The organism is Lacrimispora sp. (assembly GCF_047605665.1).
Classification (GTDB): Bacteria; Bacillota; Clostridia; order Lachnospirales; family Lachnospiraceae; genus Lacrimispora.
Map to the genome: position 1 here is coordinate 1 of NZ_JASGFH010000028.1, position 14,033 is coordinate 14,033.

The window sequence follows — 14,033 nt, forward strand, 5'->3', positions numbered from 1 at the left end:
GATGGCGGTATCCGCGATCATCAAAGCTCTGGACTGTCCTCCGCTCAAGCTGGTAACAGGAGTGGTTAAGTCAAACTTTTCTCCGGCCAGATTGTTGGCGGCCAGAATAATCTGATCGATGACAGTCTGAGGGTCTTCCACCAGACGGCTTACGGCATGCATTTTTAAAAAGTCCTCTACCGTAAGGTCCATAACGAAGTTCATGTTCTGGGAAAGCTGGGCTACCAGCCTGTTGTTGGAAGAGAAACGCCACTTGTTATCCGGCTTTTTGCCGTTGATTAAAATGCTGCGGCCTGTAGGCGTGTCGTTTTGTGCCGCCCATTCAATATCCGCCAGAAGGCGGCTTTTTCCGGAGCCTGTAGGACCTACGATGGAAATGATCTGGGAAGTTTCCACCGTAAGCTCTGAAAAGCCTTCTGAAACACCGGATTTATCGTGTCCGGCCAGTATGGTCAGGGACATGACCTGGTTGTCTTTTTCCAGGCCCAGAAATGCCTTCATCTGTTCAATATAGATGGGAAGATTTGCCAGAAGCTTGTCCTTTTCAATGGCCTGGTCTTCCACTTCTTCAAATGTAAAATGATCTAAATATTCTTCAAAGGTCTTATCCCCGTATCCTTCGATATCCAGCTTGTTCTGCTCAAAATAGGCTGAGGCAAAGGGGTATTCCTTAAGCAGTTGATCTAAAGTTAAATTCATCATGTCTTATCCGCCCCCAAATTAATTTTTTTAACATTTCCCATCTGGAATGCTTCACCGATTCTTGTTTCTCCAAGACAGTAGGAGCAAAGAGCAGAAGGCATTGGGAAGCGAAGCTGCATGCCCTGAACGGATTCGATGTTCTGGTTTTCATCGTAGAGAAGGCTTCCCAGCTCATAGGCACCCTGGCCTGTCAGGCCGTTTACGTGCATGGTGACGGCACGGGGATTGACGGAGCTTACGCAGGAAGCGAAAACCTCACGCTCTGCCTGGGAAACGATATCTCCCTTGGTAATGACGACAAAGTCAGCGGACTTTAACATAGGGCCGATTTTTTTCGGTGTATTGATGCCGGAAAGGTTGTCGATCACGCAGACTCCCTTGATTTCCCTTAAATAAGGAGAACATCGGTTGCAAAGTCCGGCAGATTCTGTGATGAGCAAATCCAGCTTTTCCTCGTTGCCCCAGTTTACCACCTCTTCAATGTTGGAAGCGAAGAAGTGGTCTGGACATAAGGCGCCGGAAAGGCCCTTTTTAACCGGTATTCCGGCTTTTTCATAAGCAATATCATCATCTGTATAAAGACAGTCAAATTTTACTACGCCTACCTTAATATTTCTGGTCCGGAAGGAGGCAATGGTTTTTAAGATGACAGAGGTCTTCCCGGAAGAGGGAGGGCCTGAAAATATAATTAAATTCATAAAGACTCCTTTTCTGCTGCCTTGTAAAACATCTGTTCTGTGGTTTTGATCAGTTCTCCGATATCATGGCTGTGAATATAATCCCAGCCAAGCCACATGAAGTTCTGTTCCGGCTTTAAGTGATTGTCTACCAGCGGATTGGTGGAAGGGAACTTTCCGTTAGAGGCCATGATGTCTCCGATTTCTTTAGAATAAAGGAAATCCACAAAAGGTTTCACCTTATCTTTGTTCCTGGCTTTTGCCAGAAGGAAAATCGGGCTTATGATAGCTCCATCCTTTGGCCATACCGGGCGCATAGGGCTTTTCTCATCTGCCATGCTGGCAAAGAAATAAGGAGAAATGGTAACAGTTGGAACGGTAGTTCCTTCTTTTTTAATATGGGATTTCACCATCTGAGCGGGATGTAAGTTGTGCAAAAGGGCTTTCCCCATTTTTTTAATGCCCTCTTCCCCATAATGACGGTAGATATGCAGTAAAAATGCATTGAACATATCGAGATCCTTCATGGGCATGCTGACACTGTTTTCAAATTCGGGCTTCATTAAATCTTCCCAGCTTTCAGGGAATGGGCGGTCTCCTAAAACATTGGTGTTTACCATAAAGACAGCCGCAACAACGCCGATGATGGAATACTGGTTTTTCGGATCCTTTAAGCAGATGGCGTCATTGTCAAAATCAGGATTGATCTTTTCTACACCGGAGATATCTTCAAATACGCCTTCTTCCCGGTAACGTCCCATCAGGTTTTTATCAAAGAATAAGTCAAAGCCTGCGGATAAATAGAGGTCAGATAAAGCATCCGCATTGCCGTCTGCGGCAATAACCCGCTCTTTTACATCGTCAAGGCCTAAGTTGGCGGATTTTAAATTGTAGTCCACCTTGTAATCCATGGAATCCTTCTGGGATTCCATCCAGGCTTCAAATTTTTCTAAAAGAGGAAGACGGATAGGGCAGGGAAGTACGCCTTCAATGCGGATATCCCCGCCGTCTTCCTTCTTCATAGGGGTGAGGCCGGAGGTAAAGCTTGGAAGATTCTGTTCGATGACTTCTTCCAGCTTCTCTATAAAAATTTCCTGATTCAGCTTTCTCATGGTTAAAGCCATTTCAAGGGTAATGCTCTTTCCAAGGGTGCTGCGCATGGCCGGGTCGTTTAAATTTTCAAAACCGTTTGAAACAAACAGTCCAATGGTCTCAGGGTATTTTTCGGTTATATCATAAATGGTATCGGAAGCTTTAAAATAGTTTGCCATTTTTTTCGTCCTTTCTCTGGTGATAACGTCAAAGTTATATGATATACTCATGATAGCATATGATTTCCTGTTTGTGCGTTGTAAATACAACAAACGGGAAAATTAAAAAAAGACAAAATGATATAATTTATCAGGAGGAAACAGATGACGCTGCAGCAATTAAGATATATCATACAGATCGCACAGACAGGTTCCTTTCACACGGCAGCACAGACCTTCTTCATCACCCAGCCCAGCCTTTCCAAAGCCGTTGCGGAGCTGGAAAAGGAAATGGGGATTTTAATATTTCACCGCACCAACAGAGGGGTGACCTTATCTGAGGAAGGGACAAAATTTTTGCCCTATGCCCGTCAGGTCGTTGAACAGGCAGAGCTTTTGGAACAGCAGTATAAGCAGAATACTCCGGTGCGCCGGGTCTTTGCCATTTCCGCGCAGCACTATGCCTTTGTGGTCAACGCTTTTGTGAGCCTGATACGGGAATACGGACAGGCCCAGTATGAATTTTCTCTGAGAGAGTCGCGGACCTTTGATATTATTGAGGATGTGCGCACAAGGCGCAGTGAGCTGGGAATCCTGTATATGAGCCAGTTTAACTGTGACGTGATAAGGCGCATTCTGCGTGAAAACAGCCTGCGTTTTGTCTCTCTTTTTACCGCACAGCCTCACGTCTTTGTCAGCAGCAAAAACCCTCTGGTGAAAAAGGAATGGGTCACCCTGGACGATCTGGCCGATTACCCCCGCCTTACCTATGAGCAGGGAATCAACAATTCCTTTTACTTTTCAGAGGAGCTGCACAGCGTGGAATTCAGTCCCAAAAGCATTGTGGTTTCCGACCGTGCCACCCTTTTTAATCTGCTGATCGGCATTGACGGATACACCATTTCTTCCGGCATCCTCAGCAGGGATTTAAACGGAACGGATATCGTGTCCATCCCTTTAAAAAGTGAGGAAACCATGGATATCGGCTATGTTTATAACGAAGGAAGCCAGTTAAGCCCTCTTGGAGAGCGTTATATTACGCTGCTGCGGGAGTACGTTGATTCTTATTATAAGGCATAGTTTTAAAGAATTCTGCTTTTTTTCAGTTTAAAATACCGGATAAAACCTGCTCCATCCGCCAATGCCCATCCGATGGGAATGCTCCACCAGATACTGCTGAGGCCAAATCCCAGCCACACGAGGGCATAGGAGAATACCACACGTATCCCCAGGGAAACCAGGGTCAGCACGGTTGATGTATAAAAGTGCCCCAGACCGCGGTAAAAGCCATAGTGCAAAAACAGATATCCAATCAGCACATAAAAAGCCCCTTCAATGCGCAGATACTGTACTCCGGTTTCTATGACAGCCGCATCGTCAGGAACGAACAGGGCGATGAGATCAGGGGCGAAAAAGCACACGGCTGCGGATATGAGTCCGCAGAAAATTGTGGCACAGAGAAGGGCAGAGCGGAAACCTTCTCTTATGCGCTCTGTTTTCTTTGCGCCCTTATTCTGGGCAATATAAGTGGCAAAGGCATTTCCAAAGTCCTGGGCAGGCATATAGGCAAAGGCATCAATTCTCACCCCTGCGGTAAACGATGCCATTGCCACGATTCCAAAGGAGTTGACCAGCCCCTGTACCAGCAGAATGCCGAAATTCATAATTGACTGCTGTAAGGAAGTCAACAGCGAGTACTTGGCGACCCTGATGAAGATTGACTTATGAAAGTGAAAGCCAATGTCCAGAAAATCCAGCTTTTTCAGAGCGAATAAACACAGCGGGACACCTGAAAACAATTGTGCGGCAAAGGTGGACCAGGCCGGCCCTTTTACGCCAAGGGGCGTATAAATCACCAGAATAAAGTCAAAGGCAACGTTAATCACAGATGCCAGAATGAGAAAAATCAAAGGAGTTTTGGAATCACCCGCTGCCCGCAAAACAGCAGAAGCGATATTATACAAAAACATAAAAGGAAGCCCGGCAAAAATAATGCGCAGATAGCTTTTCGAGAGCAAAAGGGCATCCTCCGGCACCTGAAACATGCGGACGAGAGGGTCTAAAAAGATCAAACAGACAGCGGAAATAAATACCGTCACGCTGAAAATAAAAATCACAGTGGTGGAAACAGCATCAGATAATTGCTTATATTTTTTTGCACCGAAAAATTCTGCAAACAGGATGCCGCTGCCCATGCACAAGCCGATCAATATGGCATTAATAAAGACCACCAGGGCAGAAGAGGAGCCTACGGCAGCCAGGGCTTCCTTTCCAAGAAAACGCCCCACCACTAAGGTGTCCGACATGCTGTATATCTGCTGAAACACGTTTCCTAAAAAAATCGGTAAGGAAAAAAGCAGTATTTTCTTTGTTGGATTTCCGGTTGTCATATCAATGTTTTTCAATTCTATCTCTCCCAGCCACTTCATTTTATAAATACATCGAATATTCACCATATCAGCAATGGGCTTATTTGTCAAATCCTTCTGTTTTATTGATTCTATATTTCAGTAAGGAGCCAAAGAGAAAAGTTGTGGTAGAATGATTCTGACTTATTTAGTATAATAAATGAAAGCATATTTTGAAGGTCAAAGACAGGAGGAGCCATGGCGAATGAAGTGAAGCGGTGTGACTGGGCTGCAAAAAATAAATTGGAACAGGAGTACCACGACAATGAATGGGGAATCCCCGTCCATGATGATAAGAAACTGTTTAAAATGCTGATACTGGAAGGACAGCAGGCAGGACTGAGCTGGTCAACGATTCTGGCGAAAATGGACACTCTCTGTGAGGCCTTTGACAATTTTGATCCGGCTGTTCTTGTGACCTATGATGATGCCAAAATAGAGGCTCTTTTGCATCATGACGGAATCATCAAAAACAGGAAGAAGGTAAACGCAGCGGTCCACAACGCAAAGATATATTTTAAAATCTGCGAAGAATACGGTTCTCTGGACAACTACGTATGGTCATTTGTCAATTATCAGCCTGTCATCAATTCATGGTCCCGGAGCGAGGAAATTCCGGCCAACACCCCGGTCTCAGATGCCATGAGCAAGGACTTAAAAAAGAAAGGCTTTAAATTTGTGGGCAGTACCACGGTTTATGCATTTATGCAGTCAGTTGGAATGGTCAATGATCATTTGACTGCCTGCGCCTTTTATAAACGCAGCTAATTATAAACGAGAAAGAGGTAATCATGGAAAGCAAGGAATCAAATCACAAGCGCCGTGTCCGCTATAAAGGAACTCACCCAAAAACATTTCAGGAAAAATATAAGGAACAGCAGCCGGAAAGGTACGGGGATACCATTGAAAAAGTGATTCAGAAGGGAAGCACGCCTGCGGGCATGCACATTTCCATCTGCGTCAATGAAATCCTGGAATTTCTTCAAATCAAACCCGGTCAAAAAGGGCTTGATGCAACCCTTGGCTACGGCGGCCACACCCAGGAAATGTTAAAGTGCCTGGAGTCAGAAGGCCATATGTATGCCCTTGATGTGGACCCCATTGAGATTGTCAAAACGAGGGAACGTTTAGCCCAGGCAGGCTACGGTCCTGAAATTTTAACCATCAGACAGCTTAATTTTGCCAACATCGATCAGGTGGCAGAAGAAGGGGGCCCCTTTGATTTTGTGCTGGCAGACTTAGGCGTTTCTTCCATGCAGATTGACAATCCGGACAGAGGATTTTCTTTTAAAACAGAAGGCCCCCTTGATCTGCGCTTAAATCCGGAAAAGGGGATTTCAGCAGCAGAGCGGATACGAACCATTTCCCAGGAGGAACTGCGGGGCATGCTTCTTGAAAATTCGGATGAGCCTTATGCGGAAGAAATTTCAAAACGGATTGTAAATGAGATAAAAAGGGGAAATGAGATCGATACCACAACGAAACTGCGGGAAGCGATCAGCAAGGCACTGGAAATTGTGCCGGAGAGTGACAGGAAAGAAGCTGTTAAAAAATCGTGTCAGAGAACCTTTCAGGCTTTGAGAATTGATGTAAATAACGAATACGAAGTGCTGTACAGTTTTCTTGAAAAGCTGCCGGGCATTCTCGCCGAAGGAGGCCGTGCGGCTATTTTGACCTTTCATTCCGGAGAGGACAGGCTTGTTAAAAAATCTTTTAAGGACTTAAAAAAGGCGGGAGTTTACAGCGAGATTTCTGAGGAAGTGATCCGTCCGTCAGCAGAAGAGTGCAACAGAAATCCCCGCGCCCGTTCCACTAAAATGAGGTGGGCTATAAAGGCTTAGATGAGATAAAAACAGATAAGGTCCAGTGTGATTTCCCGGACCTTATCTGTTTTATCTGCTTTGTCAGAACTTTTTAAACCTTGCCGGCTGGCAAACCATTTCCCTATTTCATATTTTTAAGCGTTGTTTTTCTATTGAACGGTTAAAACCAGATCCTGCTTTTCCATAGTGACCAACAGCCGGTAAACGTCGTGTTTCCAGGCTGTTTTTAACCGTTCATCTGTAATGGGAATCACTTCTTTTCTTATTTCTGACGCTCCTTCAACGGTAAAGCTTCCCAGATTCCCCACCTGTACGGAATTTCCGTTTAAAACCGGCTCGTCATAAAACATAAGAGATAATACCGGATTGGGAAGTTCCCCTTCATAATGGTCGCGTATCGTGATCTGTTTCCCCTTCTCCAGCACGGCACTGCGCTCATAAGAAAGAATCCTCTCATCAGGATACGCCGTCGCTAAATTCATGGAGATGCTGCAAACAGAGTCCCCAAGCCGGTAGGAGACTTCTTCCGCCCGGTACTCTGCCCCTGCCTCTTCCATAATTTCCGTCTCTCCATCAAAAAATGTGGGAAGGTTATGGTAACGTGACTGCATGGTCCAGATATCGTAGCGGTCAGGAGAAAAGGTCTTTTTTGTATACGTTTCCACGCCAATATCAATGAACATTGGCTTTCCATCCTTATAGATGGTAAAGCTCCCTGTATCATTGTGATTGTGGCTGTCATCGTTGTCCCCGGCCTTCACTGCCAGATAAAGATGCTCATCCCGCGCCATAAAGATTCCCACGCTTTCATACCAGAAATCCTTATGGGAAATTTGCGGATTTTTCTCAAATTCCATCATTTCCCCGTGAGCAAATACGGTTTGAAGCCGGTAAAATAAATTGTGCTCATCCTTTGTCAAAGGGTCTTCGCTGTTCTGGTAATCCGATGCGGCAAAGGCCATCAGCTCCCTGTTATGGGTCCGCCTGCCGAATAAGAATTCTCTGGCGTTGCACCGTCCGGCAACAGGAGAACAGTCGGCAAAATTCACATAATAAATGCCGTCCACATGGACATTTAAAATATAAGAAGCAATATTCTTGACTTTTTCTGTATCATAGACAGGAAGGAACGCATTGCCGGAAATTCCGTTTAAAACCTCCAGGCCGTTAAACAGGCACAGCCCGGCATGGCGGTAATACTGGGCTCCCTCGTCACAGCATCCGTCTTCCCCGTATTCGTTCAGAAAATAATCTATACTTTTGCATGCTTTTTCCACGATCTGCCGCTTTTTAGATTCGTCCAGCTCCCTGGTGAAAGCGGCTAAAAGCACGTTCTGGGTACACCAGACCGTCCAGTTGTTCATTTTGCTTCTTCCATCCCCCATCCACCAGAAATGCTGTTCCAGATAAGGGGTAAAAATCCGCTCTTCCAGATTTTTATTGATCATCCTGGAAAGAAAAGGGCTGACAGTTGAAAGCTCCTGCCTCAGTAAGTATTCCGCAACAGCCAGTACAGACGCTGTTTCCGCTGCAAACAGGTCAATGACAGGCCGGGTCACATCAGGCAGGATGAACTGGGGGGTATCACGGATATAGGCATTATGGGCGGGAAGCTGCCAGGCGTTTTCCTCGCAGATCATATAAAGTCCGTTTATAATATCATCAAGAAAACGTCCCTCATGCTCTGCACATTCAGCCAGAACGAGACCGTTCAGCGCCGTTCTTCTCAAAAACAGCTTGTCCTGAAAACGGCTCCTGTTTCCGGTTCTGGAAAAATCCATATAATCTGTGGCAGTGAGAGAGGGGTAATGAAAGTCCAGAAGTTCTTCTCCGTTTTTTATGAGCTGCTCTCTTAAGTCCGGGGGAAGGCTTTCCCAGGCATTCCGGTCAGAGGCAGGAGGATAAGGGGTAAAGGCAGTTAAGGGGTTTTTCAGGCTGTCTGCAAATTCAGTAATCATGGTGTGTGCTCCTTAATCATTTTTCTGAGGGCTGATGGTATTTTGCTGTATGAACTCCCTGGGGGAAAGTCCGGTGACCTTTTTAAATACTTTGCTGAAGTAAAAAGCGCTTTCAAAGCCAAGCTCGTCCGCTGCCTCATATATTTTCATATCCTCTTCTAAGAGCAGGGATTTCGCCTTGTTGATTTTTGCCTGGGCAATGTATTCGGAAAAGCCCAGACTGCTGTTCTTTTTAAAGAGAATGCTTAAGTAATTGGGGCTTAATCCAAAAACCCCGGCCACCTCGTTTAAGCTTAACTTCTCTGATACGTGATTGTCAATATATTTCTGCACATTGGTGATCACATGGGCCTTGTAGGTCTTTCTTTTCGACTTGAGCACCTGACAGAGCCCGTCCCGGAAAACGGTCATCCATTCCACAATCTGATCCACGCTGGAAAAACGGTAGATGGAGCGGTAGCCGTCACTGTAGGAAGAGAATATCTCCGTCATGTTTTCTTCCCCGTCAGGCAGAAGGGAGAGAGCTAAGTAAAGGAGATTGCAGGCCCCATCTGCTGCCTGGAGATAACGGGCCGGATGGGCCTCAAACAGCCCGATGATTTCCGTCAGGGCGTGAAACAGCACATCGGTGTCAAACTCGTTAAAGGCCTTGGTCATATCGTTTTTAAAAACAGAGATATTAAAGGAGTTGCGGATAGAAGCCGTATCACTATCGGTGAAAAACGCCACAGACTGCCCGTTTTCTGCCAGACTTTTGGCCTGGCGGGCTTCCTGATACGATTCGCTGATTTTTAACGGCTGGCTCACCGGCGTTCCCACTCCTGTAAAGACGGTCACATTAAAGTAATTGTGAACCATCTGGGCGGCATTGTGAAGTGCCTGTAAAACGGCTTCTTTACGATAATCTTCCTGGGAAGAAAGGTGGAAGATCACTGCAAAATGCTTCATATCGAGGGAAATCACATAGGCAGGAACATGCTTGCAGATGATTTCCCTTGCCATCTGCAAGGTGCTGTTATATAAATTCATGAGCTTTGTATAATCCATATCCTTGCGGTCTTCTTCCCTGATCTCACAAAGTGCGGTAAAATAGCATTGATCCGTAAAATCCAGTTTTAAATCCCTGGCTTGCAGTTCAAACTGTTCCTCGCTGTCAAAGAGATTATGCAAGAGCCGCATGAAAAATTTCTCATAATAGCTCTGTAAAAGAGGGCGTCCTGAATTTTTATACTCCATGGAAACCTGGAGGGTTTCCAGACGGGAAAGGGCTTTTTTAATGGTTTCTGACAGAGCTTCGGCGTTTAATTCCAGCTTGATCAAATAGTCCACCGCCTCATAGGACATGGCCTCCTTAATGAGCTGGAATTCCTCATAGCTGGTGAGAAATATGAAAACAGGGATGTTCCCATACGTTTCCCGGCAGGCCTTTGCCAGCTCCAGCCCGTTCATAATGGGCATCCGGATGTCCGTAATGACGATCTCAGGAGAATACTCTGCGATCATTTCCAGGGCATTTTTCCCGTTCATGGCGGCACCGCAGATTTCGATCCCGTAATCCGGCCAGTTTAACATGGATTTTATTCCGATCTGAACCAAAGGCTCATCATCTGCGATCAATAGTTTTATCATAAGTCCTCCTTTCCTGATGATGTATTTTCCAAATGAATCACATACGGTCTTAAAATGGTCATGGCGGTAAAATCCCCCGGCCGGCTTGTAATGGTGATACCGTACTCAGGGCCAAAATCGTGCTGAATCCGTTTGTTCACGTTATTGATTCCAACGTGGCGGAAAAATTCGGTCTTGTTCTGGGCATCCCCATCCTCAAGAAGAATCCTGTCTATGGTATCCTGGGACATGCCCACGCCGTTGTCCCTTACGGTTATTTTTAAGGCTTTTTGAGAAGAAACCGCGGCGGTTTCGGCTGTCACTGCAATGGTTCCGGCCATTCCCTTTGGCTCGATTCCGTGGAACAGGGCGTTTTCTATAATGGGCTGCAAGGTGAAGCGGTGAATTTCACAGTCATATAAATCCTCGGATTCAATGGAATATTCGATGGCAACGCCGCCCCCGTACCGGTACTGCTGGATCAGGAAATAATCCTTTACGAGAGCCAGCTCTTCCTTTAAGGATATCATGGAAGAAGTTCCTTTTGATATATTTTTTAAAAGTCTTGCAAGGGCGGTGATCATGTCTGCGATTCCGCCTGCATTCTGGATCGTTGCCATCCATTTGATGGAGTTTAAGGTATTATAGAGAAAATGGGGGTTGATCTGGCTTTGGAGAATCTGGTACTCCAAGTCCTTTTTCTGCTTTTCGTCATCCACCCGTTTTTCCATCAGGGTGACAATGTTTTCAGACATGTTGTTGATTCCACGGCCAACCTGTCCCAGCTCATGATCCCATTCCATAGACCGGTCCATGGAGAAATCCCCGGCAGAGATATCGTCGATTTTCCTGCTGAGCTTGCGGATGGGCTCCATAATAATCCTGTTTAAGAGAAAGACCAGCAAAACGCCGAGAGAGACGATGGCAAAGCAGATTCCCATGATCAGGAGCGTGTATAAATACTTCTGCTGGCTGAACTGCTGTTCCGAAAGGACTTGTGATAAGCTCCAGCCCTCCATCCCTTCCACCGGGCGTTCCACCAAAATCCGTTTCTCCCCGCCGTTCATGGTTATGGAAAGAACCTGGGTTCCTTTTGATAAAGCGTTGTTTTCAGCCAGCTTCTCCTCATTTGTATAGGGCTTTTGGACTTCCTGCCAGCCGCCTTTATGAAATTCATAAGTCTTTTCCCCCAGAGTGATGAAAAGCATGCTGTCCGAAGGAAGGGGATAGGCGGATAAGTAGTCCGTAAAAAGCCGGGAGGAGATTTCCACATACGTCCAGCCGATGATTTCTGAATCAAATTTATTGTAGGCCGGGCGCACAATTGGGATGTATGGTTCCCTGCTGGTTTTTGGAAGGGAATCTTTCACCAGGCCGATCCAGAGAAAATCATTGGCTTCATAAAGCCGGTTAAAAAAGCTTTCCTGGCTGATGGCTTTGGCTGAATAGGAGGGGGAATCGTTAGCTGCTGCGGAGACCTGGAGAAAATTATTTATATTATTGGAGGAAATGATGACCCTTGACATGTATTCATTGGATCGGTAGTATTCTTCTTTCAAACGGCTGTGAGTGGAAAGGGCCACAGGGCGTAAGCTGTCCCTGTCTTTGGAAATGGTGGGGAGCTTATCCTGGTTTTTAAAGGTTTCTAAATAATCCAGTATGGTGTCATTGGAAAAGCACCATTTACTGAAATAGATGATATCCTTCATATCCGCAGCAATGTTGTTGCTCACCACCTGGAGGCTGAATTCCGTGGACTGAATCTGGTTTTTTCTCAAAAAAGACTGGAATACCGAGAAGCAGACCGTTGTGGTCAAAACAGTGATGAGCAGGGTGATAGCCGCCGTAAGAAGCATGATTTTGCCCCGTATGGTCTTTGGGCTGAATGGTTTCCACATGGTTAAGTTCCCTTCTTAAAAGTAGTGTTTAAGGGGTGAATCAATACAAAGTTAGCGTATTTCCTGTCAAATGTCAATAAAAAAACAGCCGATTTTTCATTGAAATCATGTCAATTTGTATACAAAAGAGAAATTTGACCGCTTATCATAAAAAAATACATGTTTTCAAAAGGCAGGAAAAAATATGAACAATAAATGAACATTTTATCGAGATATATTCCATTCTTTACAATCCGGGTTTCCGCTATAATTCAGTTATGGTAAATGCCTGGGAAAACAAGACCGGTTTACTGGAAAACAAATTCAAATCAGGAGGGAATACAATGAAAAAAAGAACACTCAGCATTGCTCTGGCATGTGCACTGGCAGCAGCCAGCCTGGCCGGATGCGGCGGCGGTTCTGCGGAAACAACAGCAGCGAGCGCAGAAAGTTCAAAAGCGGAGACAACAGCAGAAACTACAGCAGCAACAGGGGGACAGACGACCTTAAGATGGTCTGTATGGGATATCAGCGCGACCACCTATTACCAGCCTCTGATCGATGCCTTTGAAGCGGCTAATCCCGATGTAAAAATAGAGATGGTGGATTTAGGCTCTACCGATTATCAGACGGTTCTGGCAACAGAGCTGACAGGAAGCGGGTCTGACTTTGATGTTGTCACCGTAAAAGACGTTCCCGGTTATATGACTCTCGTCAATAAGGGCGTGTTAGAGCCTCTGGACAGCTACATACAGTCCGCAGGAGTTGATTTAACCCAGTACAAGGGTCTTACAGACCAGATCACAGTTGACGGGAAATTATATGAGCTTCCCTTCCGCAATGACTTCTGGGTTATGTTCTACAACAAAGATATATTTGATGCAGCAGGCGTTGCATATCCGACCAATGACATGACCTTTGAGCAGTATGATGCCATGGCAAGAAGTCTGGCCGTTGACACTCCCGGACAGGAAGTTTTCGGTTCCCATTATCACACATGGAGATCAGCCGTACAGCTTTTCGGCGTTTTAGACGGCAAGCACACCATTTTAGACGGAACGTATGACTTCTTAAAACCTTACTATGAAATGGTTCTCAACCAGCAGGAGGATGGGGTGGCTCAGGATTATGCTACCTTAAAGACAAGCGGACTCCATTACTCCGCCGCATTTGCACAGGGTAACGTTGCCACCATGAACATGGGGACATGGTTTATCTCCACCTTAATGGAAAAAATCCGCACCGGAGAATACACCGATGTCAGCAACTGGGGAATTGCAAAATATCCTCACGCAGAAGGCGTTGAACCGGGCTCCACCCTTGCAACCATCACCGCTCTGGCAATTCCGTCCAACGCACCCAATAAGGACCTGGCATGGGAATTCATCAACTTTGTCAGCGGAAAAGACGGAGCAGAAATCCTTGCAAAAACAGGCACGATTCCGGCTGTTATGAACAGCACAGTAGCTGATCTCGTATCAAGCGCAGACGGATTCCCCAAGGAAGACGGAACCAGTGTGGAAGCTCTCAATACTTCCAATCTGTACTTAGAAATGCCGGTTAACGCAAAGAGCTCTGAAATCGAAATCATTTTAAATGAAGCACACGATGCAATTATGACAGGCGGCATGTCCGTAGACGACGGAATTGCTGAAATGAACGAAAAAGTGAGCGCCATTTTAGGCCAGTAAGCAGTAAAACGTATACAGAACAGAGGCGGGCAGCAAAAG

General features: G+C 45.7%; 11 protein-coding genes. 4 read left to right on the forward strand and 7 right to left on the reverse strand.

The window, feature by feature from the left end; all coding sequences use genetic code 11:
* From QM657_RS18145 to QM657_RS18155, 3 genes are all read right to left on the reverse strand, one after another.
* Positions 1–702, reverse strand: a 702-nt coding sequence (locus tag QM657_RS18145) for an ATP-binding cassette domain-containing protein (protein ID WP_415068110.1), incomplete at its 3' end; no start/stop codon positions are given.
* Positions 699–1,400, reverse strand: a complete 702-nt coding sequence (locus tag QM657_RS18150) for a GTP-binding protein (protein ID WP_415068111.1) — start codon at positions 1,398–1,400, stop codon at positions 699–701. The genes QM657_RS18145 and QM657_RS18150, both read right to left, overlap by 4 nt.
* Entirely contained in the window at positions 1,397–2,650 is a 1,254-nt protein-coding gene (locus QM657_RS18155; RefSeq protein ID WP_415068112.1) for an ABC transporter substrate-binding protein, read from the reverse strand. The genes QM657_RS18150 and QM657_RS18155 overlap by 4 nt, the downstream gene beginning before the upstream one ends.
* Positions 2,651–2,794: 144 nt before the next feature.
* On the opposite strand from QM657_RS18155, the gene QM657_RS18160 reads away from it, so the two are divergent.
* Positions 2,795–3,709, forward strand: a complete 915-nt coding sequence (locus QM657_RS18160) for a LysR family transcriptional regulator (RefSeq protein ID WP_415068113.1) — start codon at positions 2,795–2,797, stop codon at positions 3,707–3,709.
* A 2-nt stretch (positions 3,710–3,711) separates the two neighbouring features.
* Here QM657_RS18160 and QM657_RS18165 read toward each other — a convergent pair whose 3' ends face one another.
* Complete coding sequence (locus QM657_RS18165; RefSeq protein ID WP_415068114.1) at positions 3,712–5,034, reverse strand: MATE family efflux transporter; 1,323 nt, start codon at positions 5,032–5,034, stop codon at positions 3,712–3,714.
* A gap of 201 nt (positions 5,035–5,235) precedes the next feature.
* Between QM657_RS18165 and QM657_RS18170 the strand changes: the two genes are divergently transcribed.
* Together QM657_RS18170 and rsmH are read left to right on the forward strand one after the other, a co-directional pair.
* On the forward strand, positions 5,236–5,805 hold the full coding sequence (locus QM657_RS18170) for a DNA-3-methyladenine glycosylase I (protein ID WP_415068115.1): 570 nt from the start codon (positions 5,236–5,238) through the stop codon (positions 5,803–5,805).
* A 23-nt stretch (positions 5,806–5,828) separates the two neighbouring features.
* Positions 5,829–6,878 carry a 16S rRNA (cytosine(1402)-N(4))-methyltransferase RsmH gene (rsmH, locus tag QM657_RS18175; protein ID WP_415068116.1) on the forward strand — a complete coding sequence of 350 codons (1,050 nt, stop codon included), beginning with the start codon at positions 5,829–5,831 and terminating at the stop codon, positions 6,876–6,878.
* 131 nt (positions 6,879–7,009) lie between these two features.
* Here rsmH and QM657_RS18180 read toward each other — a convergent pair whose 3' ends face one another.
* From QM657_RS18180 to QM657_RS18190, 3 genes are read right to left on the reverse strand one after another with little or no spacing between them, the layout of a single operon-like run.
* Positions 7,010–8,818, reverse strand: coding sequence for a heparinase II/III family protein (locus QM657_RS18180; protein WP_415068117.1), 1,809 nt, complete (start codon positions 8,816–8,818; stop codon positions 7,010–7,012).
* Between the two features lie 12 nt (positions 8,819–8,830).
* Positions 8,831–10,447, reverse strand: coding sequence for a response regulator (locus QM657_RS18185; protein ID WP_415068118.1), 1,617 nt, complete (start codon positions 10,445–10,447; stop codon positions 8,831–8,833).
* Positions 10,444–12,324, reverse strand: coding sequence for a sensor histidine kinase (locus tag QM657_RS18190; RefSeq protein ID WP_415068119.1), 1,881 nt, complete (start codon positions 12,322–12,324; stop codon positions 10,444–10,446). The genes QM657_RS18185 and QM657_RS18190 overlap by 4 nt, the downstream gene beginning before the upstream one ends.
* 323 nt (positions 12,325–12,647) lie before the next feature.
* Between QM657_RS18190 and QM657_RS18195 the strand changes: the two genes are divergently transcribed.
* Positions 12,648–13,994, forward strand: a complete 1,347-nt coding sequence (locus QM657_RS18195) for an ABC transporter substrate-binding protein (RefSeq protein ID WP_415068120.1) — start codon at positions 12,648–12,650, stop codon at positions 13,992–13,994.
* The last annotated feature ends 39 nt before the right edge of the window (positions 13,995–14,033 follow it).

Coding starts and splice junctions, on each gene's coding strand:
- QM657_RS18160 (WP_415068113.1), top strand. CDS start 2,795: ATGACGCTGCAGCAATTAAGATATATCATACAGATCGCACAGACAGGT.
- QM657_RS18185 (WP_415068118.1), bottom strand. CDS start 10,447: ATGATAAAACTATTGATCGCAGATGATGAGCCTTTGGTTCAGATCGGA.
- QM657_RS18170 (WP_415068115.1), top strand. CDS start 5,236: ATGGCGAATGAAGTGAAGCGGTGTGACTGGGCTGCAAAAAATAAATTG.
- QM657_RS18180 (WP_415068117.1), bottom strand. CDS start 8,818: ATGATTACTGAATTTGCAGACAGCCTGAAAAACCCCTTAACTGCCTTT.
- rsmH (WP_415068116.1), top strand. CDS start 5,829: ATGGAAAGCAAGGAATCAAATCACAAGCGCCGTGTCCGCTATAAAGGA.
- QM657_RS18155 (WP_415068112.1), bottom strand. CDS start 2,650: ATGGCAAACTATTTTAAAGCTTCCGATACCATTTATGATATAACCGAA.
- QM657_RS18195 (WP_415068120.1), top strand. CDS start 12,648: ATGAAAAAAAGAACACTCAGCATTGCTCTGGCATGTGCACTGGCAGCA.
- QM657_RS18190 (WP_415068119.1), bottom strand. CDS start 12,324: ATGTGGAAACCATTCAGCCCAAAGACCATACGGGGCAAAATCATGCTT.
- QM657_RS18150 (WP_415068111.1), bottom strand. CDS start 1,400: ATGAATTTAATTATATTTTCAGGCCCTCCCTCTTCCGGGAAGACCTCT.